The following is a 21,651-nucleotide window of genomic DNA, read 5'->3' as shown; positions in this document are numbered from 1 at the left end:
GCCCGTTTCACGCCACACCACGCCGCTCAGAAACGCCAGTCAACCCGCGCGTAATAGCTGCCACCGTTCATGCCGAACGGCAGGGTTTCCCAACCATAGGTGAAGCCCAGCTGCGGGAACGGGAAGCCGCCGTTTCGATCCCACTTGGCGGGGTACGTATCGAAGATGTTGTCCGCACCGACCGTCAGGCTGACGTTCGGGTTGAAGCGGTAGCGCACGCTGGCGTCGAACAGCCACTTGCCGCCCCACTTCTGCTTGATGCCGGGCGTGAAGCCCTCGCCGGCGACGGAGCCGAAGTAGTTCGCACGCGACATCACCTGCCACGGGCCCTGGTCGTACAGTGCCTGCAGGACGTGATGCGCACGTGGCTGGCCTTCCTCGATCAGCGTCACCTGCGTGTCGTCGAACAGTTGCGACGGCGACAGGATCGGCGACTGCGAGCGACGGTCGGTGACTTCCGTTCTATTGAAGTGGACGAGCGCCGACAGATTGAGCTTGGCGCCGCTCGCGAACAGCGTGTCGTGGTTCGCGACGAGGTCCACGCCCTCGGTCTTGGTGTCGATCGCGTTGGTGAAGAACAGCACCTGGCCGACGCCGATCGGATCGAGGATGGCGTGGATCGGACAGTTGCTGTTGGTCGCGTTGCAGGGCTGGCCGTCGGTGCCGACCGATTCCGGCTGGATGTTCGACGAGAAGATGATGCGGTCGTCGATGTCGATGCGGAACACGTCCATCGTCAGCGAGAACCGATTCGTCGGTTTCCACACGAAGCCGAGGCTCCCGCTCTTCGACGTCTCCTCCCTCAGCGGTTCGATGCCGAACGCGCGGGTGACGTCGCTGTCCTGGCGCGCGGTGAGCGTATCGGTGAGCACGCCGGCCGAGTTGAGGTTGGTGGAGCGCTGGCTGTAGAACAGCTGCTGCACGCCGGGCGCGCGGAAGCCGGTTTCCAGCGTGCCGCGCAATGCGAACTGCGGCGACGCGTCCCAGCGCATCGACAGCTTGCCGGTAGTGGTCTTGCCGAAGTCGCTGTAGTCCTCGTAGCGCACGGCACCGGCGAGCAGGAAATGCTCGGCGACGTTGGTTTCGGCATCGAAGTAGACCGCCTGGCTGTGGCGCCCGTCGTCGACCGCCTCATTAGGCGAGAAACCCGGGAAGCCCTGCATGCCGGGTTGCGCGATGTCGCCGGTCTGGCCGCGGATCACGATCGAGCGGTTGTTGGTGCGGCCGTAGGTGTACGACACCGGATCACCGGGGGTGATGCGGTAGTCGTCGCTGCGCCATTCGTAGCCGGTGGCGAGATACAGCGGTCGCCCGCCGATGCCGTCGACGCTGCCGGTGAAGTCGAGGTTGAACGTCGTCTGGTCGGCCTGCAGCGTGCCGGTGTCGGCTTCGCGCGGCGAATCGGCGTAGATGCCGGTGCCGAGCGGCTCGTAGTACCAGCTCACGTTCACCGAGTTCGATTCGTGGAAGCCGAACTTGCTGCGACCACGATTGACCGAGATGTCCCAGTCCCAGGTGCCCGCCAACGGCGCGCGATAGCCGACCGCGAGCGACGTGTCATCGACCGTCGTGCGGATGTTCGGCAGGAAACCGTCCGGGTAGTACGCGGGCACCGTGCGGTTGTCGCCCGCGGTGCGGAAGAAGCCGAACGAGCTGCCCTTCCGATGCGACAGGCCGCCGAACCAGTACAGCTCGCCGGCGCCGATTGGCAGGCCGCCGTTGAGCCAGAAGTAGGCGTCCTTGGCTTTCGCGTCGCCGAGGTGCTGGGTGACGCGCGGCGGATTCACGCGCAATTCGTCGGGGCCCGCGCGATTGGTCTCGCCGCGATCGCGGTATTCGCCGGTGAGGTTGAGGTAGCCGTCGGCACCGAGCTTGACGCCGGTGTTGGCCGACAGCGAGAACAACTCGCCATCGCCTTTGTACGTCTGGCCCGCCTGCACCGACACATCCGTGTGGTCGGTCTGCTTGCGCAGGATGATGTTGATGACGCCCGCGATCGCGTCGGAGCCGTACTGCGCGGCGGCACCGTCGCGCAGCACTTCGATGCGCTCGATCGCACCGAGCGGAATGGCGTTGATGTCGGTACCGGCGGAACCGCGGCCGATGGTCTGCTGCACGTTGACCAAGGCCTGCTGATGGCGACGCTTGCCGTTGACGAGCACGAGCACCTGGTCGGGGCCGAGCGCGCGCAGCGTGGCGGGACGCAGGATGTCGGTGCCGTCCGACACGGTGGTGCGCGAGAAGTTGAAGCTCGGTTCGAGCATCTGCAGGATCTGGCCGACTTCCTGCGCACCCGTGGCTTCGAGTTCCTCGCGGCGGATGACGTCGACCGGTGCGGCGGTGTCGGCGGCGGTGCGGCCGCGCACGCGCGAACCCGTGATCTGCACGGTGTCGAGCTGCTTGGCGGAGGTATCGGCGGTCGGCGTGGCGTCCTGCGCGAAGGCAGGCAGCGCGGCGACGGCCAGCGCGGCGACGATCGCCTGCGCGAGGCGATGACGTTGAGCGGTCATACGAGTTCCTTTCGATGGCTGAGGACGGACTTCCCCTGTCAAGTCCGGGGACACCATCCCTCAATCCATCCGGGGCGGCAACCCCGGAAACCCTCAGCGCCCGTACGTCGGCCGATGCGCCTTCACCGCCATCACCACGCCCAGGCCGGCCAGCAGCGACACCGCCGACGTGCCGCCATAGCTCAGCAACGGCATCGGCACGCCGACCACCGGCAACAGCCCGGCGATCATCCCGCCGTTGACGATGACGTACACGCAGAACGCCATCGCGAGCGCGCCGGCGATCAGGCGCGAATACCCGTCACGCGCTTCGACCGCGATCCACAGGCAGCGGCCGATGACGAACAGATACAGCGCGATCACCGTGATCACGCCGATCCAGCCGAACTCCTCGCTCAGTACTGCGAACACGAAGTCCGTGGTGTGTTCGGGCAGGTAGTTGAGGTGCGACTGCGAGCCGTGCATCCAGCCCTTGCCGGTGAAGCCGCCGGCGCCGATCGCGATCTTCGACTGGATGATGTTCCAGCCCGCGCCGAGCGGATCGGATTCGGGATTGAGGAAGGTGAGGATGCGGTCCTTCTGGTACGGCCGCAGTAGGAAGAACCACGCCACCGGCGCGACGCTTGCGACACCTGCGCCCGCGGCGACAAACCACCACCACGACAACCCGGCGAGATAGAGCACGAACGCGCCGCTCAACGCGACCAGCATCGCCGTGCCGAAGTCAGGCTGCTTGAGGATGAGCAGCGTCGGCACCGCGATGATCGTCGCCGCGACCAGCGTCACCTTGAGGTTCGGCGGCAGCGGACGTCGATTGAGATACCAGGCGACCATCATCGGCAGGCTCAGCTTGAGCACTTCCGACGGCTGGAAATAGAAGACGCCGAGATTGATCCAGAGGTTGCCGTGTTTGCCGCTGCCGACCAGCAGCACGACGAACAAAGGAATGATCGAAGCGCCGTAGAGATACGGCGTCCAGTTGCGCAGCTGGTGCACCGGGATACGGGAGATCGCCCACATCGCGCCGAGGCCGAGGCCGTAGTGCGCGCCGCGCGCGATGACCATGCGCATCGAGCCATCGCCCGCGCTGTAGATCACCGCCATGCCGATCGCCATAAGCGCGAGCAGCGCGCCGAGCAACGGCAGATCAATGGTGCGCGTGAAGCGCAGCCCCATGTCGTAGAGCCAGCGCAGCAGGATCATCGCGCGCCACCCTGGAGCTGCTGCAGCACCGCGAGCGCCTTGCGCGCCGCCGCTTCGCCGCGTGCAGCGGCGACGGGCTTGCCGGTCGGCAACGGATCGGGGGATGCGGGTGCGGGTTCCTCATCGTCCGGCGCAGGCGGGACGGCGGGCGTCGGCGCCACAGGCGTCCTCGCCGGCGCGGCAGGCTTCGCGACGGGCGCAGCGACCTCTGCTTCCGGCACGTAATCCAGCGGCGCGCCCCCCTGCGGCGAACGAGTCACGCCCTCGGTGGGCTCTGGCATCTTGCCGAGCAACCACGCATCGAACACCTTGCGCGCGATCGGCGCAGCCGACGACGCACCGAAGCCGCCATGCTCCACCGACACCGCGATCGCGATGCGCGGGTTATCAGCCGGTGCGTACGCGATGAACAGCGCCTGGTGGCGCAGGTTGTACGGCAGCGCATGCGGATCGACGTTACGACCGCCCTGTCGGCCGACCTTCTGCGCGGTACCGGTCTTGCCCGCCATCAGGTACGTCGCACCGCGCGCGACGTTGGTCGCGGTGCCGCCGCCATGCACGGTCGCGATCATGCCTTCCTGCACGGCGCGGAGATGCGCTTCGCTCTCGGTGATGCGCGCGCCCGGCGGATGCGGCGTCGGCATCCACGGGCCGTTGTAGCGATCGCGCGTCGACATCACGAGATGCAACGGATTCAGCGCGCCGCCGTTCGCGATCGCCGCCGTGCCGCGCGCGAGCTGCAGCACCGTCGCCACCCAGTAGCCCTGGCCGATGCCCGCGATCACGGTTTCGCCCGCGTACCACGGCTCCTTGCTGCGCTTGGCCTTCCATTGCGGCGACGGCACGATGCCGATGTTTTCGCCCAGCAGGTCGATGCCCGACTTTTGGCCAAAGCCGAACCGGCGCATGTACGCATCGAACTTGTCGATGCCCATGTCGAACGCGAGCTTGTAGTAGTAGAAGTTGACCGACTGCGCGATCGACTTCCTGAGATCGGTCCAGCCCGCAGCGCCGTGCGCGTCGCGATAGCCGCGCCTCTGGCCGGGAATGTGGAATTCGCCGGTCGAGAACACCGCCGATTCCGGCGTGCGCAGGCCGCTGTCGAGGCCCGCGAGGCCGAACAACGGCTTGATCGTCGAACCGGGCGGGCCGCCGCCGAGCACCGGGCGATTAAACAGCGGGCGCGACGGATTCGTCGTCAGCGCCTTGTAGCTCTGGTGCGAGATGCCGTTGACGAACAGGTTCGCGTCGTACGACGGCAGCGACACCATCGCGAGCACGTCGCCGGTGCGTGGATCGACCGCCACCGCCGCGCCGTCCATGTCGCCGAACGCGGTCACCATCGCCTGCTGCAGGTCGATGTCGACCGACAGGCGAAGATCGGTGCCCGGTTGCGCCGGCACGCGGCCGACCGTGCGCAGCGGACGGCCTTCGACGTTCGTCTCGACCTTCTCGTAGCCGATCTTGCCGCGCAGCTGTTCCTCGTACGCGCGCTCGAGGCCGGTCTTGCCGATGTGCGTGAGCGCGTCGAAGCCGGGACCGAGGTTCTTCGCATCGGCTTCGTCGACGCGGCCGACGTAGCCGATCACGTGCGCGGTCAGCTCGCCGTACGGATAGCGTCGATTGAGATACGACACGAGTTCGATGCCGGGATACCGCCAGCGATCGACCGCGAACCGCGCCGCCTCTTCTTCCGACAGACGCATCTTCAGCGTGATCGGCTTGAACCCGCGCGAACCCTTGCGCGCGTTGTCGAAGCGCTCGATGTCCTCGGGCGCGAGTTCGATGATGCGCGCGATCTGCGGCAACCACTTCGTCGTGTCGCCCGCCTCGCTGGGCGTGACGTCCAGGCGCCATGCCGGCACGTTGTCGGCGAGGATTCGACCCTTGCGGTCGTAGATGAGGCCGCGACCTGGCACGATCGGACGCAGCTTGATGCGATTGGCTTCCGAACGCGTCACGAAGTCTTCGTGCTGCAGCACCTGCAGCCGGAAGTACCAGCCGCCGAGGCCGAGCAGCGCGGTGAAGATGCACAGCATCGCGACGAACGCGCGCGCGCGGAACTGCGCCGCCTCCGCGCCCGCATTCTTCATGCGACGACTGCGACGCAGGCCGGCGGACATGCGCGATTTCATCGGCGACGCCGCCATGCGCCGAGGCGCAGCGCGTCGAGGATCAGGAACACCGGCGGCCACAGCAGCATGCCGGTGATCGGTGCGAACCAGTACGGCATCGGCATCGTCGGCTCACCGAGCGCGAGATGCAGGCCGGCGCTGACGATGCGATCGTTGAGCAGCAACGCACCCAGCGTGAGCGCCTGCTGCGACAGCGGGAAGAACCGCAAGCGCGCGCGGAAGCGCTGCACGATGAAGGCGAGGATGACGAGCCGGATCGCCTGCTCGCCCAGCAGGCCGCCGTACACCACGTCGGCGATGAGGCCGACGATGAAGGCGAACCCGAGCCCGACGCGATCCGGGTCTTCGATCAGCCAGTACGCGAGTACCAGCGCGATCCAGAACGGGCGCAGCGGCCCGACGGCCACGGGCAACGGCAGCAGCCCGAGCAGCAACGCGACGATCAGGCTGACGTAGAGAATCCAGCGGGGGTACGCGCGCATCAGCGAACCCTCGGTGGCGTGGTGCCTTGCGGCGGTGTCGACGTCGGCGATGCCGGTGTCGGTTGCGTCCCGCTCGCGGCCGGCTGCGGCGACGTCGTGCGCGGCGTTGCAGGTTGCGATGCACCGGACGTCGCCGGACGCGCCGTATTGCCCGGCGCACTCGATGTCGCAGGCGACGTGGTTTGCGTCGGCGTCGATGTCGACGGATTTGCCGTTCCGGTCGCGTTCGTCGCGGGCAGTGCGCCGCCCTCGCCCGCCATCCCGATCGTGCCCGGCGCGCCGGTCGATGCCTGCGGCGGCAACGGCGGCGGCGGCAGGCTCACGCGGTTTGTGCGCAGCAGCAGCACTTCACGACCCCGATCGAGCTGCGCCGCCGGGCGCACGTCGCCTTCCAGGAACGCGCGGCTTTCGTCGGGTCGCAACGCAATGATGCGGCCGACCGGGAAGCCCGGCGGGAAACGTCCGCCGAGGCCCGAAGTCACGATGGTGTCGCCGACCTTGATGTCGCTCGACAGCGGAATGTTCGCGAGCGACAGCAGATCACTGCGCCCCGTGCCGTACGCGACCAGTCGCACGCCGTTGCGCGCGACCGCGACCGGCACCGCATGGTCGGGATCGGTGATGAGCAGCACGTCGGAATGGATCGCGCCGACATGCGTGACCTGGCCGAGCAGCCCGTACGCATCGATGACGCTCTGACCCTCGCGCACCGAATCGCGCGCGCCGGCGTCGAGGATGACGCGCTGGTGCGTGGGGTCGAGGTCGACGTCGAGGATGGGCGCGAGCTGCACGTCGAGGCCGCCGCGCTGCGCCGCATCGAGCAATGCGCGCAGACGCGCGTTGTCGGCGATGACGGTGGACAGTCGCGCGACGCGCGCCTGCGAGATCAGGAGCTCACGACGCAGCTGGTCGTTGCGATGCGCGAGCTGCGCGACGGTCGCGACGTTGTCGACGGTCGAGTCGGTGATGCGGCCGGGGAGCCCCGCCACCGCGCGCACCGGTTCGGCGACGATGCCGATCTGCTCACGCAGCTGGTGCATCCAGCCGCCGCGATGATCGAGCACCGCCAGCGTGACTCCCGCCGCGAGATACGCGAGCAGGCGCAGCGTTCCGGCGGCGTCCCCGAGTCGGGCGGGAGCGGAGGGTGCGGGCACGTGCGGGCGGGGCCGATCGAAAGTGGAGTTCGCGATCCCGGCGAACACGGCAGGCCGCGTCCGCGTTGCGGGGTGCCGGCGTCGATCGCGATCGCCGCACCCCGTCGTGCGGGATTATTCCGGTGCGAAGAACTCGTTGCCGTGCATGTCGACCAGCTCGAGCGCACGGCCACCGCCGCGCGCCACGCAGGTCAGCGGGTCGTCCGCCACCTGCACGTGCAGGCCGGTTTCCTCGCTGATCAGGCGGTCGACGTCACGCAACAGCGCGCCGCCACCGGTGAGCACGATGCCGCGCTCGGCGACGTCGGCGCACAGCTCCGGCGGGGTCTGCTCCAGCGCGAGTCGGATCGCCGCGACGATGCCGCCCAGCGGCTCGCGCAGCGCTTCCAGCACCTCGTTGCTGCTGATCGAGATCATCTTCGGCACGCCCTCGGCGAGGTTGCGGCCGGAGACTTCGATCGTGCGTACGTCCTGCTGCGGATAGGCGCAGCCGATTTCCATCTTGATGCGCTCGGCCGTGGCTTCACCGATCAGCGTGCCGTAGTGGCGGCGCACGTAGTTGATGATCGCTTCGTCGAAGCGGTCGCCGCCGATGCGGACCGACTGCGCGTACACCACGCCGTTGAGCGCGATCACCGCGACCTCGGTGGTGCCGCCGCCGATGTCGACCACCATCGAACCGCGCGCCTCGGTCACCGGCATGCCGGCGCCGATCGCGGCGGCCATCGGTTCCTCGATCAGGTAGACGTCACGCGCGCCGGCTTCTTCCGCCGATTCCTTGATCGCGCGACGCTCGACCTGGGTGCTGCCGGCCGGCACGCACACCAGCACGCGCGGGCTCGGGCGCAGGAAGCGCGACTTGTGCACCTTGCGGATGAAGTACTTGAGCATCTCTTCCGTGTAGGTGAAATCGGCGATGACGCCGTCCTTCATCGGTCGGATGGTCGTGATGTGCCCGGGCGTACGGCCCAGCATCTGCTTGGCCTCGGCGCCGACGGCAGCCACGGAGCGGTTCGAGCCGACCATGCGGTCCTGGCGGACGGCCACGACCGACGGCTCGTTCAGGACGATGCCCTGGCCGCGCACATAGATAAGGGTGTTGGCCGTGCCCAGGTCGATGGACAGGTCGTTGGAGAAAATGCCGCGAAACTTCTTCAACATCGGGGGAATGGCCCGCAATAGGGAGGCGCGAGGGGGGGTTGCGCCGGAACAGGCGCGCGAGGGTGGCCAGCCTAGCAACGCCACCCCGCAGGGGCAAGGAATCACCGGCTCTTCACGGCGGTTTCTGCCGCGCCGGGTCACACAGCGGCGGTGGTCACGATTCAGCCCGGGCCGGGGGACGGTTCGGCTGGCCGCCGATGGGGGGCAGCCGCTACCCTACGCGCCGCGCCGCGCTGGGCGCGGCGACTTATTTGGGGACGTATTCGATGTCAGCCTTGATCTGCGGCTCGCTGGCCTACGACACCATCATGGTGTTCCCGGACCAGTTCAAGAACCACATCCTGCCGGACAAGGTCCACATCCTGAATGTGTCGTTCCTGGTGCCGCGCATGCGCCGCGAGTTCGGCGGCTGCGCCGGCAACATCGCGTACAACCTGAAGCTCATCGGCGGCGATCCGATCCCGATGGCGACCGTCGGCCAGGACTTCGCGCCGTATCGCGCGCACTTCGAGAAGTGCGGCATCCGCCTCGACCAGGTGCGCGAGATCGAGGACATGTTCACGCCGCAGGCGTTCATTACGACCGACCTCGACAACAACCAGATCACCGCGTTCCATCCGGGCGCGATGAGCCGCTCGCACGACAACCACGTGCGTGACGTCGCGGGCGTCAAGTTCGGCATCGTCGCGCCGGACGGTTACGAAGGCATGTTGCAGAACGCGCAGGAATTCCACGACTGCGGGATTCCCTTCATCTTCGATCCGGGCCAGGCGATGCCGCTGTTCAACGGCGACGAGTTCCGCCGTTTCATCGAGCTGGCCGACTACGTCGTCGTCAACGACTACGAATCGAACCTGCTGCAGGAACGCACCGGCTGGAGCGAAGCGACGATCGCATCGAAGGTGCGTGCGTACATCACGACGCGCGGCCCGCGCGGTTCGCAGATCCACACGACGAGCGAATGCCACGAGATCGCGCCGGCGCGCGAGCGTGCGGTGGTCGATCCGACGGGCTGCGGCGACGCGTATCGCGCCGGCCTGATCCTCGGACTGATGCGTGGCCTTGACCTTCCGACCTGCGGCCGCATGGCGTCCCTGATGGGTGCGCTGAAGGTTGGCCATCCGGGCACGCAGAACCAGAAGTTCACGTACGACGAGTTCGCGTCGGAATTCCGCGAGCAGTACGGCTACTCGCTCGACTGATCGATCGCGCGGCATCGCGCCGCGCAGCTGCCTCAGCCCACGCGCGCCCAGTCGGGCTGGGGCAGTGCTTCGATCTGCGGGCGTGCGAACCAGTAGCCCTGGAACAGACGCACGCCCGCCGCGCGCAGCCACGCGTACTCGCCTTCCGTTTCCACGCCCTCGGCGACGACCTGCGCGCCGAGTTCGCGCGCGATCGCGAGCGTGCCGCTCACCACCGCCTGCCTCGGCCGGTGATGGTCGATCCCGCGCACGAGTTCCATGTCGATCTTCAGGATCTGCGGCTGGAACTGCACGAGCAGTTGCAGGCCGGCGAACCCTGCGCCGAAGTCGTCGACGGCAGTGACGAAACCGCGGCGGTGGTAGTACGCGAGGATCGACAGCGCGTGCTGCGGATCGACGATGCGCTCGCTCTCGGTGAGCTCGAACATCAGGCGATCCATCGGCAGGCCGACGCGATCTGCTGCAGCCAACGTGAGGCGCAGGCAGCTCGCCGGCTCGTACACGGCGTTCGGAATGAAATTGATCGACAGCCGCGCATCGCCAAGGCCGAGCTTCGACGCTGTGTCGATCGCCAGCACGCGGCAGGTCTGGTCGAAGCGGTAGAGCGTTTCGGGCGTGATCCGGTCGAGCACCCATGCAGCGGGTTGCCCGTCGGGGCCGCGCACCAGCGCTTCGTAGGCGAACACCTCGCGACGCGCGACGTCGACAATCGGCTGGAACGCCATGTGCAGTTCGAGGTCGAGCAGGCCGGCATCGCGCCGGCAGTTCGCGCAGCCGTGTTGGGGATCGTCGGCGAAGAAACGCGTCAGGTACATGGCGGTGCGATGTCTCCGCGCCTCACCAGGCCGGCATCGACGACGGATCCAGCCCGCCGACTTCGAACACCGCGGTCTGCGGCGGCGCGCCCTTCAGCGGCACAGTGATCTCGAGCGTCTTCGCATTGCGCACGGTGCGCCACAGCGCACGGTGGTCGGTGATGAACATCGCGATCGCTTCGTCGGTGTTGGGTCGGCTGCCGGCCATCGTGCGCGGCTTGCCATCGACCTTCATCTTGAGCGTGCAACCGCCGTAGCAATTGAAGTCGCCGTTATCGAGGACGAGGTAACTGCTGCGGCCCCACGACGGATGGTCGCGGAAGATCAGGCGCACATGGCTCTGGCCGGCGCCGGTGTCGATGGCATCCTTCGAATAGATCGACGCATTGAGCTGCTTGCTCTTGCCCACCGCCGTGGTCTGGTACGACCACAGGCCCTTGAGGCGCGCCGACTCCGCCTGCTCGCCGGCCTTCGACTTGGCCTCGGCGCACTGCGTCGCGAAACGCTTGACCTCGTCGCTCTGCGGAAAGCGGAACGCGAGCACGTCGCAGGTGGCGCGCGCGAGCGTCCAGTTCTCCGAGGCCAGCTGCGACTCGAGCTGCTTGCCCATGTCCGCCGACGCCGCGGCGTCCTGCTGCGCCTTCGCCTTGGCGGCCGCGTCGGGATCCGGCGCCGGGCCTCCGCTGCAACCGGCGAGCAGAAGGACCAGCACGGGCGGAAGGGCGCGCATGCGACGCATCGGACGGTCTCCCAGACGGTGGGGGCCGACGATAACAGCCTCGCGCGCGAGCGCGCGTGGTGGCGTCAGTGCTTGGCGCGCAGGCCCGCGAGCAGGCGACGGAACCACGTCGCGCTCGGCACTTCGGTGGTGCCCGGGCACTGCACGAAGTAGGCGCGGCCGGTCATCGAACTCTTGGATGCGGCGAGGTCGATGAAGTCGTCGGTGCTGTGGATCGCGTCGCGACGCAGCAGGTAGTCGTACTTGTCCTGCAGGTGCGCGCGCGCCTTGTGCGCGTCGTACCAGCTGCCGTTGCGATTGAAGCGACAGCCCGAGTGATCGAGCGCATCGAACAGCTGCGTGATCTCGCGCTGCGTAGAGGCCGGCGGTGCGGCGAGCGCTCCGGTGGCGGCGGTGCACAGCGCAAGTGCGGCAAGGATGCGGCGCATGATGGACTCCTGACGATCGCCGCCGACGTTACGGCGCGGCAGCTGAACTGCACATGCGCGAAGGCCGCCGACCCTGCGGTCGACGGCCTCCGGTGAGACGCGATGCGTCGGTCAGTGCGTCGTCTTGCCCGCCTTGGCGTCCGCGATCACCTGCTCGACGCTGCCCGACGTGATCGGGTGGTAGCCCGGCTTGGCCTTGGCGTAGATCTGCTCGGCCAGCTGCAGGCCCTGCGGCGTTTTCACCAGCTCGCCGTAGGTCGGCATGATCAGCTTGCGACGGCCGACGCGGGCGAGGAACTCGGCGATCGCATCGTTCGCCTGCACGTAGCCGCTGCGCACGGCGAGCGGATACCAGCGCTGCGCGATCTCGCCGTTCGGCGTGCCGGTGAAGTGGAACACGCCATCGAGTGCGGCCAGCTGCTCCGGCTTCATCGTCTGCGGCAGGCCTTCGATGAAGTGCACGTACTCGTACGTCGTCCACTTCGAGACCGTGGCGGCATCCGGCAGCTTGCCGGTGTCGAGGTAGGCCTTGCGCACGCTGTCGACAGCATCGAAGCGCGGGCTCGTCACCTGCGGCGCGGTCGCCGGGATGCCGGGCTCGTGCAGCCATGCATCGAACTCGGCCTGCGTGACCTTGCCGGGGTACTTGTCGAGCAGGTTGGCCTTCGCGTAGTCGGCGAACTGTTCGGTGGTGATCGACTGGAACGCGAAGTGGTCGAAGTAGCCGCGCAGGAACGCGTCGAATGCCTCGCGGCCGAAGCGCGTCTCGAGGAACTCGGCGAACCACGCACCCTTGGTGTACACGGTGCCGGTGAGGTTGTCGTCCGGATCCTTCAGAACGCCGGCCTTGATCGCGAGCGGCTGGCGGTCGAGGTTCTCGTTGGTGAACTCTTCCTTCAGCTCGTTGCGCGCGACGATCTTTTCCATGTCGGCGCGTTCCTTGCCGTAGAGGTCCTCGACGATGCGCATCTCGACGTAGGTGGTGAAGCCTTCGTTGAGCCAGGCATCACGCGAACGCGCGAAGGTGACGAGGTTGCCCGACCAGCTGTGCGAAAGCTCGTGCGCGATCAGCGAGACCAGCGACTTGTCGCCGGTGATCGCGGTCGGCGTCGCGAACGTGATGCGCGGGTTCTCCATGCCGCCGTACGGGAACGACGGCGGCAGCACGAGGATGTCGTAACGGCCCCAGCGGTACGGGCCGTACAGCTTCTCGGCGGTCGCCATCATCTTCGGCGTGTCGGAGAACTCCGTGGCGGCCTTCTTCGCCATCGCCGGCTCGGCCCAGACGCCCGAACGCGGACCCGTCGGCTCGAACACGAGATCGCCCGCGGCGATCGCCAGCAGGTAGGACGGAATCGCCTGCGGCATTTCAAACGTGTAGTCGCCGTCGCGCACGGCCTTCGGATCGTTGTTGGCGCTCATCAGCACCATGACGTCCTTCGGCGCGGTGACGTGCGCGGTGTAGGTGAAGCGCACCATCGTCGTGTCCTGCAGCGGCACCCACGAACGCGCGTGGATCTGCTGCGACTGGCTGAACATGAAGGGCGTCTTCTTGCCTTCCGTCATTTCGGGCGTAAGCCACTGCAGGCCCGACGCGGTCGGCGACGTGTGGTACGTGATGCGGATGCGCTTGTTGCGCTCGGGCACCGCGATGGTGAGCGCGCTGCCGAGGATCTTGTCCGGCGGCGACTGCACGAACGTCAGGTCGCGCCAGTTGCCGTCGGCGCGTTCGCCGACCACCTTCTCGACGGTGAGGTCGCGCGTGTCGAGCACGAGCTTGCCCCACTTCGGGTCGAGCCAGTCCAGCGTGTAGGTCGCGCTGCCCGAGAGTTCCTTCTTGTCGAAGTCCACATGCAGTTCGAGCGCGAGGTCCTTGGTCTTGACCTTGTCGGGCTCGGCGTAGGAGTGCTCGTCCAGACGCGTGTCCTCCTTGGCGGGCGCAGGCGCAGCCGCGGTGGCCGGCTTGGCGGTGGTGTCGGCGGCGTCGCGGCTGCAGCCCGCGGCCATGATGGCGCCGCTGAGCGCGAGGCCCAGCGTGGCGAGGGTGAGGTAGTAGGTCGATCGCATCGTTGGGGGGCCCGTCGGTGGTCGCCGCGAGTGTACTGCGCGCCCCGTCGCAGGTCGGCCCGACTTCCGGCACGGGTCCGCATGCGTTCACTCCCGCATCCTCGCCGCCACTCCGCTCGCCCTCCGAAGGCGTGACACGTGCCATCGGTCATGGCGACGCCGGCTAAACCCGGACCCGCTGCGACGCATCTTGGTGCGTGACGCCACAGCCCGACTCCCGATGAAGCCGATCCGTACCGCCCTCGCGCTCGCCACCGCCTTCCTGATCCCGACCGCGTTCGCGCAGGAGGTGACGCGCATTCCGCACATCGAGGGCGAGATCGTCATCGACGGCAAGCTCGACGACGCCGCGTGGTCGCAGGCCGTTCCGATCGACCTCGCCTATGAGATCTCGCCGGCCGACAACACGCCGGCGCCGGTGCGCACCACCATGCGCATGGCGACGACGCGCGACGCCGTCTACCTCGCCTTCCACGCCGAGGACAACCCAAAGGAAATCCGCGCGCACCTCACCGATCGCGATGCGGCCTACAAGGACGACTTCGTCGGCATCATGCTCGACACGTTCGACGACCACCGTCGCAACTACGAGTTCTTCGTCAATCCGCTCGGCATCCAGATGGACCTGATCCGCGAGGAAGCGACGAGCAACGAGGACGATTCGTGGGACGGCCTCTGGACCAGCGCCGGCCGCATCACCGACACCGGCTACGACGTCGAGATCCGCATTCCGTTCTCGACGCTGCGTTTCAGCGGCGCGCCCGGCCCGCGACGCTGGGGCGTGATCGCGTTCCGCAACTATCCGCGCAACATCCGCCACCAGCTCGCGAACGTGAAGGTGCCGCGCGGCGGCAACTGCCTGCTCTGCCACACGGCCAAGATCGAGGGCATGCAGGATGCGCAGCAGGGCCGCAACCTCGAGATCGTGCCGACGCTCACGATCACTGACGCGCAGTCGCGCGATTCGCGCAACGGCCCGTGGCATGGCGACGGCGTGCAGATCGAGCCGGGCGTCGATGTGTCGTGGGCGCCCTCGCCCAACCTGACGCTCAACGCGACGATCAATCCGGACTTCTCGCAGGTCGAATCCGACCAGGCGCAGCTCGACCTCACTAGCAATTTCGCGCTGTATCAGCCGGAAAAGCGCCCCTTCTTCATGGAAGGCGCGGACTACTTCAACACGCCGTTCCAGGTGCTCTACACGCGCCAGATCGCGGATCCGGATTTCGGCGTGCGCACCACCGGCCGCACCGGCAGTGGCGCCTACGGTGCGTTCCTCGCGCGCGATTCGGTGACGCAGCTGCTCAAGCCCGGCGTGCTCGGCTCGAGCTTCGACATCTTCGAAGAGTCGAACAACGTCTTCGTCGGCCGCTACCGCCACGACCTCAACGCGAGCACCAGCCTCGGCGTGATCGCGACCGCGCGCCATGGCGACGGCTACAGCAACGACGTCGCCGGCGTCGACGGCCGCTGGCAGAAGGGCAACCACACGGTGACGGCGCAGTTCCTGCGCAGTGAGTCGGACTATCCGCTCGCATTCAACGTGAGCGACACCACGCCCAAGGGCAATGCCTGGCGCGGCGAGTACGCGTACGACAGCCGCAACTGGTTCATGAACACCTGGCACGAGCAGATCGACCCGGGCTTCCGTGCGGACCTCGGCTTCATCGGCCAGGTCGGCTACGACAAGTCGCTGCTCGGCGGCGGCTATAACCTGTACTTCGACAAGGACTCGAGCATCACCAAGGTGCAGTTCTACAGCGACTTCGACATCACCCATCGCTTCGATGGGCAATTGCTCGAACGCGAACTCGAAGCGCAGGTGCAGGCGAATGGCCCGTGGCAGAGCAACTTCGGCATCCACGGCCTGACGCGTGTGCGGTTCTGGAACAACCAGTTGTTCGACGAGTCGTACGTCAACCTGTTCGGCAACATGACGCCACGTTCGGGCGTGCAGGTCGGTGCGAATTTCCGCGTGGGTCCGCAGATCGATCTCGCGGCGTCCAGCCGTGGCCAGGGCCGCTACTTCGACATCTTCGGCAACTTCTCGTTCGGCCGCGGGCTCAGCGTCAATGCCGACCTGTTCCAGCAGAGCCTGCGTCGCGACGGCGGCACCGCGTTCGAAGCCACCGTGTTCGACCTGCGCTTCGGCTGGCAGCTGGATCCGCGCCAGCGCCTGCGCATCGCCGTACAGGGCAGCAACATCGACAAGGACCCGACGCTGTACGTCAATCCGGTCAACCGCCACGCCCGCGACATCGGCGCGCAGCTGATCTATTCGTACAAGGTCAATCCGCGCACCGCGCTGTTCGCAGGCGGCACCGTCGGCGGCTTCCTCGACGACGACAACCCGAGCATGTTCGCCAGCCAGCGCGGCGTGTTCGTCAAGATGAGCTACGGCTGGCAGCCGTAACGTTCGCCAGGTCGGATAACGAAAGAGCCGCCCTTCGGGGCGGCTCTCGTTTTTTCAGCACCAATCGGCTTATCGCAGCGGTGCCGCCGTCAGGCCTTGTAGCCCGTGTGGATCGCGACGATGCCCGCCGACATGTTGCGGTACTGCGTACGCACGAAACCCGCGGCGTCCATCATCGACTGCAGCTCGCGCTGCGGCGGGTGCTTACGAATGCTCTCGGCGAGATAGCGGTAGCTGCCTTCGTCGCCCGCGATCATCGCGCCGAGCTTCGGCAGCACGTTGAACGAGTGGAAGTCGTAGATCGGGCGGAACCAGTCGGCCGTGACCTGCGAGAACTCCAGCACGCGCGCCTGTCCGCCCGGGCGCAGCACGCGATGCATCTCACGCAGGCCGGCGTCCTTGTCGGTGACGTTGCGCAGGCCGAAGGCGATGGTGACGAGGTCGAAGCTGTTGTCCGGGAACGGCAGCGCCTGGGCGTTGCACTGCACCCAGTCGAGGCCCCGGACCAAACCGCGATCGGTCAGGCGGTCCCGGCCGACGCGCAGCATGTCGCCGTTGATGTCGCCGACCACCACTTCGCCCGCATCGCCGACGCGATCCTTGAGCAGCACCGCGATGTCGCCCGTGCCGCCGGCGAGGTCGAGCACGCGATCGCCGCGCTTGGCCTGCGCGGTCGCGACGAAGTAGCGCTTCCACAAGCGGTGGATGCCCAGCGACATCAGGTCGTTCATCACGTCGTACTTCGACGCGACCGACGAGAACACCTCGCCGACGAGCTTCTGCTTCTCGCCGACGGGCACGTCGCGATAGCCGAAATGGGTGGTGCCGGGGCGGGTGTCGTCGTTCATGCGGCGATTATCGCACCCCGCCCGCCCCGGGGCCGCTCACGTCCCCACGTTGAACTCGTTCTCGCATTCGGCGCAGCCCAGCGCCTCCAGCGCGACCGACATCGCCAGCGTGTAGCTCTGCGCCTCGTAGCCGTTGACGACGGCGACACGCGGACCCGAATCCTCCGGCAGCACCGGCTCCGGCCGATCGAAGCTGTCGTCGTGGACCTCGATGTACGGCACCTGCAGATGCGTCAGCGCGACGCGCACGCGCTCGCGATCGGTCGCGCACGCGCCGGGATCGAACAGGTTGATGTCGGCCTCGCCGCGGTCCATGCGCGACAGGCGTTCAAGCAACTGCTCTTCCGTCGCGCAGCGGTAGTGCAGGAGCGCATGTCCCGCCTGTCGAGCCCGCTCGTTGAGGCCGGCTTCCACGGCCTCGATGGGTAGTCGGCCCTCCGCGGTGTCGGGCCCCTGGATCATCACGATCGCCATTCTGTTCGACTCCTGCATCGGGTTCGTCGCGGATGCGGCGATGCATGTCCCCGTGCGTCACGAGTGCGACCTTATGAAGTGCGATGTCGACGTTCGATCGAAAAATGCCGCAAAACAGCCTCGAAACCCGCATGGTTCATCGTTGCGACAGCGAGGGGCTGTCTGGTTCAGCCTGCCGCGTCGTGCACGACGCACGCGCTGCGACGGCGTCGAGCGGCCGTTACGCCGCGGCGACGCGTGCTGCGACATCGTCCGGTCGAGGAGGTTGTCCCGATGCATGAAGGTTCCGCAGGCGCCGAAGCGTTGTCGCTCACCAAGGCGGCCGATCACCTGATCGAGGAATGCCGCATGGTGTTGCCGGGCGTGCAGGCGCTGTTCGGCTTCCAGCTCGTCGCGGTCTTCAGCGATCGCTTCCAGACTGCACTCACGCAGTCGGAAAAGGAGCTGCACCTCGTGTCGATCGCGCTCGTCGTCGTCGCCATCGCGTTGATCATGACGCCCGCGGCGTATCACCGCCTCACCGCACCCGGCCTCGTCACCGCGCATTTCCTGCGCCTGTCGACGCGCCTGCTGATGGCGGGCATGCCGATGCTGATGGCCGCACTCGTCATCGATGCCTACCTCGTCGGGCGGCTCATCGACGGCGCACGCGCCGGGTTCGCGATCGCGGCCGCCCTGCTCGTCGTCTTCGTCGCACTGTGGTTCGTACTGCCGATCGTCAGCCGCCTGCTGCGCATCGATCCGTCGTCGCCCCCCTGAGGCGGCGCCCGCGCTACGCTCGACACCGGCGCATGCGCGCCGCCGGTCGAGGCCGACATGCATCCGACGCCGCACAGGGAGACGCGCCACGCGCCCGACTCGGGCCTGCCGGTGCATCGCCATGCCGGTGCCTACGCGGCGCTGGTATCCGACGGCGCGCATGTCGAGATCGGACTCGACGGCCCGCGTCGTTGCGAGCCCGGGCTGATCGTCGTCCATCCGGCATTGCAGGCGCACGGCAATCGCTTCGGTCGCCACGGTGCACGCGTGCTCAATGCGCCACTGGTCGGCGACGTGACGCCCGGTGTATTCCGTGCGCCTTCGCTCATCGAGGCGCGCGCCGTGTTCGTACGTGCACCCGAGCGTGTCGGCCTGCTGCTCGCGAGTTGCACGCGCGTGGACGATGCCGGTATCGACCTGCCGAACTGGCAGCGCGAATTCGTCGAGCGCCTTCGCGACGATGCGCTGTCGATCGGTGACATCACCGCGGCGCTCGACATCGCGCCTGCGCACGCGAGTCGCGCGATCGCGGCGGCGTACGGGTTCTCGCCGCAGCGACTGCGTCGCGAGATCCGCTGGCAGCGCGCACTGGTGCTGCTGCGAAGCGAGCGGCCGCTTGCGGAGGTCGCCATCGAGGCGGGTTTCGCCGACCAGCCGCATTTCACCCGCACCTGCCGCGAGGAGACGGGCCTGGCACCCACTGAATTGCGACGCCGCCTCAACTGCGTTCAAGACCGACCCGCAATGGCGTGATGGGATGGCGCTTCGTCCGCCACGTCGCGCCCCCATGCCCCGTCCCGCTTCCCTGCTGACCGCCCTGCTCCTGCTCGCCGCGCCGCTGCACGCGGCCGGCCCGTCCTCGCCGCAGGCCGCGATCGATGCTTCGACCGCCGCGATGTTCGAAGGCGATGCGCCCCGCGCGCTCGCCCTGCTCGCCTCCGTGCCCGACGCGCAGTGGAGCGGCAAGGACCTCGCCTATCGGCAATGCCTGCAGGCGCGCTTCGGCGCGACGCCACCGCCCGCACCGGCATCCACCGCCATCGACGATCCCGTCGTGCGTGACGTGCTCGGCGCGTACCAGCACTACTGGTGGGCCGCGCTGCGCGAGCCGGCCAGGCGCTCGCAAGCCGAAGCCGCACTGCTTGCGGATCTACGGGGGCAGCTGAAGGTCGACGCGAAGGCCGCGCCGACGCTCGACGACGTCGAACCGGTCGTCGAACGCACGCTGCTCGCGCGCGGCTGGCACGCGCAACTCGGCGTGACGCCGCCGCTGCGTGAGCTGATGCTGTGGCATTCGCAGGAGACGCGGCCGTTCGTGGTGTCGCTGCCGGACGGCCCGCAGCCGGTCGACGTCGACCTCCTCGCGGATTTCGCGAGCTACGGCTGGTCGTCGTTCGCGCGGTGCGACCGCGGTGCGAATGGCGGCTGGACCACCGATACCAAACTCTTCGCCGTGCTTCCGCTCTACGACGGCGGCGTCGACGGCGAGGACTTCCGTGTCGTCTTCCTCGCGCACGAAGCGCAGCACTTCGCCGACAAGCAGCGCTTCAAGAACCTCGCGAACTGGGAACTCGAATACCGCGCGAAGCTCGTCGAGCTCGCGATGGCCGACAAGGTGCGCGAGCGTCGCCTGCACTACTTCCTGACGTCACAGGGCGACGACACCAACGCGCCGCACAACTACGCCAACAAGCGCGTCATCGACGACCTACGCACGCGACTCGGTGCCTCACCCGAAACGGTGCCGGTGGCCACGCTGCAGGCCGCCGCGCGCGAGCTGCTACATGCGGACACGCAGCGCCGGCTCGCGTCGACGCCGGCATCGGGCACGCCGAGCGCGACTCAGAGGATGTAGCGCGACAGGTCGGGATCCTTGACCAGCTCGCCGATGTGCGTTTCGACGTAGGCGCGATCGATCGTCACCGACTGGCCGTCGCGATCGGGTGCTTCGAAGCTCAGCGTGTCGAGCAGGCGCTCCAGCACGGTGTGCAGGCGACGCGCGCCGATGTTCTCCTGGCGCTCGTTGACCAGCGCGGCGAGTTCGGCCAGCCGCTCCACCGCGTCCGGCGTGAACACCAGCGACACGCCTTCGGTGCGCATCAGCTCCATGTACTGCGTGGTCAGCGACGCGCGCGGCTCGGTGAGGATCTTGACGAAGTCGTCCTTCGACAGCGACGACAGCTCGACGCGGATCGGGAAGCGGCCCTGCAACTCGGGAATCAGGTCGCTGGGCTTGGCCAGGTGGAACGCGCCGGATGCGATGAACAGGATGTGGTCCGTCTTCACCGAGCCGTACTTCGTCGCCACCGTCGAGCCCTCGACCAGCGGCAGCAGGTCGCGCTGCACGCCTTCGCGCGAGACGTCGCCGCCGGTGACGCCGGACTCGCCGCGCTTGGCGATCTTGTCGATCTCGTCGATGAAGACGATGCCGTGCTGCTCGCAGGCTTCGATCGCGGCCTCGCGCACGTCTTCTTCGTTGACCAGCTTGCCGGCCTCTTCCTCGATCAGCTGCGAGCGCGCGGTCGCGATGCTCAGGCTGCGGCGGTGCGTCTTCGCGCCGGCGACCTGCGAGAACATCTGGCGCAGCTGCTGGCCCATCTCCTCCATGCCCGGCGGCGCCATGATGTCGACGCCGACGTTCACCGCGCTCTCGATCTCGATCTCGCGCTCGTCGAGCGCACCGGTGCGCAGCTGCTTGCGCAGCTTCGTGCGCGTGGCCTCGTACTTCCGCTGCTCCTCGGCGTCGTCGTCGTGCGCCTGCGTGTCCTCGAAGCCGAACACGGGGCCACGTTCGCGACGCGGCAGCAAGGCATCGAGGATGCGCTCTTCCGCGCGTTCCTCGGCCTGCGTGCGCACGCGCGTCTTGGCCTGCTCGCGATACATCTTGACCGCGGTGTCGGCGAGGTCGCGGACGATTTGCTCGACGTCCTTGCCGACGTAGCCGACCTCGGTGAAGCGCGTGGCCTCCACCTTCACGAACGGCGCGTTCGCGAGCGTGGCCAATCGACGCGCGATCTCGGTCTTGCCGACGCCGGTTGGGCCAATCATCAGGATGTTCTTCGGCATCACTTCGTTGCGAAGCTCGGGTTCGAGCTGCATGCGACGCCAGCGGTTGCGCAGCGCGATGGCCACGGCACGCTTGGCGTCGTGCTGGCCGACGATGTGGCGATCGAGCTCCTGCACGATTTCGCGCGGGGTCATGGTCGAACTGGAGGTGTCGGGTTTCGCGGACATGGAGACGTTCGTATAGGGCAGTCGACG

18 protein-coding genes are annotated in these 21,651 nt (G+C 67.6%); 5 read left to right on the top strand and 13 right to left on the bottom strand.

Annotation, left to right across the window (positions count from 1 at the left end):
• Positions 1-26: 26 nt before the first annotated feature.
• The 6 genes from EVS83_RS09310 to EVS83_RS09285 all read right to left on the bottom strand — a co-directional run bounded on the left by EVS83_RS09310 (position 27) and on the right by EVS83_RS09285 (position 8,645).
• Entirely contained in the window at positions 27-2,510 is a 2,484-nt protein-coding gene (locus EVS83_RS09310) for a TonB-dependent receptor plug domain-containing protein (RefSeq protein WP_133500767.1), read from the bottom strand.
• Positions 2,511-2,603: 93 nt separating this feature from the next.
• Complete coding sequence (gene rodA, locus EVS83_RS09305; protein ID WP_246022834.1) at positions 2,604-3,713, bottom strand: rod shape-determining protein RodA; 1,110 nt, start codon at positions 3,711-3,713, stop codon at positions 2,604-2,606.
• Positions 3,710-5,824, bottom strand: a complete 2,115-nt coding sequence (gene mrdA / locus EVS83_RS09300; RefSeq protein WP_425456089.1) for a penicillin-binding protein 2 — start codon at positions 5,822-5,824, stop codon at positions 3,710-3,712. Before mrdA ends, rodA begins: the two co-directional genes overlap by 4 nt.
• Positions 5,825-5,844: 20 nt before the next feature.
• Complete coding sequence (gene mreD / locus EVS83_RS09295) at positions 5,845-6,330, bottom strand: rod shape-determining protein MreD (protein ID WP_133500766.1); 486 nt, start codon at positions 6,328-6,330, stop codon at positions 5,845-5,847.
• Positions 6,330-7,484, bottom strand: a complete 1,155-nt coding sequence (gene mreC, locus EVS83_RS09290; RefSeq protein ID WP_133500765.1) for a rod shape-determining protein MreC — start codon at positions 7,482-7,484, stop codon at positions 6,330-6,332. The genes mreD and mreC overlap by 1 nt, the downstream gene beginning before the upstream one ends.
• 114 nt (positions 7,485-7,598) lie before the next feature.
• A complete protein-coding gene (locus EVS83_RS09285) occupies positions 7,599-8,645 on the bottom strand; it encodes a rod shape-determining protein (RefSeq protein ID WP_133500764.1) in 1,047 nt (348 codons plus the stop codon).
• Positions 8,646-8,911: 266 nt separating this feature from the next.
• Between EVS83_RS09285 and EVS83_RS09280 the strand changes: the two genes are divergently transcribed.
• The gene (locus EVS83_RS09280) at positions 8,912-9,847 is read left to right on the top strand and encodes a carbohydrate kinase family protein (RefSeq protein ID WP_133500763.1); all 936 of its coding nucleotides are present in this window, start codon (positions 8,912-8,914) and stop codon (positions 9,845-9,847) included.
• A gap of 32 nt (positions 9,848-9,879) precedes the next feature.
• Here the strand turns inward: EVS83_RS09280 and EVS83_RS09275 are convergent, their stop codons facing one another.
• From EVS83_RS09275 to EVS83_RS09260, 4 genes are all read right to left on the bottom strand, one after another.
• Entirely contained in the window at positions 9,880-10,662 is a 783-nt protein-coding gene (locus EVS83_RS09275) for an EAL domain-containing protein (RefSeq protein ID WP_133500762.1), read from the bottom strand.
• Between the two features lie 22 nt (positions 10,663-10,684).
• The gene (locus EVS83_RS09270; protein WP_133500761.1) at positions 10,685-11,401 is read right to left on the bottom strand and encodes a hypothetical protein; all 717 of its coding nucleotides are present in this window, start codon (positions 11,399-11,401) and stop codon (positions 10,685-10,687) included.
• A gap of 65 nt (positions 11,402-11,466) precedes the next feature.
• Positions 11,467-11,829 carry a YfeK family protein gene (locus EVS83_RS09265; protein ID WP_133500760.1) on the bottom strand — a complete coding sequence of 121 codons (363 nt, stop codon included), beginning with the start codon at positions 11,827-11,829 and terminating at the stop codon, positions 11,467-11,469.
• Positions 11,830-11,940: 111 nt separating this feature from the next.
• Entirely contained in the window at positions 11,941-13,896 is a 1,956-nt protein-coding gene (locus EVS83_RS09260) for a M1 family metallopeptidase (protein ID WP_133500759.1), read from the bottom strand.
• A 220-nt stretch (positions 13,897-14,116) separates the two neighbouring features.
• Here EVS83_RS09260 and EVS83_RS09255 point away from each other — a divergent pair, with 220 nt between their 5' ends.
• A complete protein-coding gene (locus tag EVS83_RS09255) occupies positions 14,117-16,309 on the top strand; it encodes a carbohydrate binding family 9 domain-containing protein (protein WP_133500758.1) in 2,193 nt (730 codons plus the stop codon).
• Between the two features lie 89 nt (positions 16,310-16,398).
• Here the strand turns inward: EVS83_RS09255 and ubiE are convergent, their stop codons facing one another.
• Positions 16,399-17,157: a bifunctional demethylmenaquinone methyltransferase/2-methoxy-6-polyprenyl-1,4-benzoquinol methylase UbiE gene (gene ubiE, locus EVS83_RS09250; protein ID WP_133500757.1), complete on the bottom strand. Its 759-nt coding sequence runs from the start codon at positions 17,155-17,157 to the stop codon at positions 16,399-16,401.
• 36 nt (positions 17,158-17,193) lie between these two features.
• Positions 17,194-17,631 carry a type II 3-dehydroquinate dehydratase gene (locus EVS83_RS09245; protein WP_166636859.1) on the bottom strand — a complete coding sequence of 146 codons (438 nt, stop codon included), beginning with the start codon at positions 17,629-17,631 and terminating at the stop codon, positions 17,194-17,196.
• Between the two features lie 273 nt (positions 17,632-17,904).
• Between EVS83_RS09245 and EVS83_RS09240 the strand changes: the two genes are divergently transcribed.
• From EVS83_RS09240 to EVS83_RS09230, 3 genes are read left to right on the top strand one after another with little or no spacing between them, the layout of a single operon-like run.
• Entirely contained in the window at positions 17,905-18,390 is a 486-nt protein-coding gene (locus EVS83_RS09240) for a DUF6328 family protein (protein WP_133500755.1), read from the top strand.
• A gap of 57 nt (positions 18,391-18,447) precedes the next feature.
• Entirely contained in the window at positions 18,448-19,143 is a 696-nt protein-coding gene (locus EVS83_RS09235; RefSeq protein WP_133500754.1) for an AraC family transcriptional regulator, read from the top strand.
• A gap of 34 nt (positions 19,144-19,177) precedes the next feature.
• Entirely contained in the window at positions 19,178-20,245 is a 1,068-nt protein-coding gene (locus EVS83_RS09230) for a hypothetical protein (protein WP_133500753.1), read from the top strand.
• Here EVS83_RS09230 and hslU read toward each other — a convergent pair.
• On the bottom strand, positions 20,233-21,624 hold the full coding sequence (gene hslU / locus EVS83_RS09225; protein WP_133500752.1) for an ATP-dependent protease ATPase subunit HslU: 1,392 nt from the start codon (positions 21,622-21,624) through the stop codon (positions 20,233-20,235). The genes EVS83_RS09230 and hslU overlap by 13 nt on opposite strands.
• Positions 21,625-21,651 lie beyond the last annotated feature (27 nt).

The sequence above is a fragment of the Cognatilysobacter terrigena genome, from assembly GCF_004361065.1.
In the GTDB taxonomy this organism is placed as follows: Bacteria; Pseudomonadota; Gammaproteobacteria; order Xanthomonadales; family Xanthomonadaceae; genus Cognatilysobacter; species Cognatilysobacter terrigena.
Note: the sequence above shows the minus strand (reverse complement) of the source record. Positions and strands in the feature narration are given on the sequence as shown.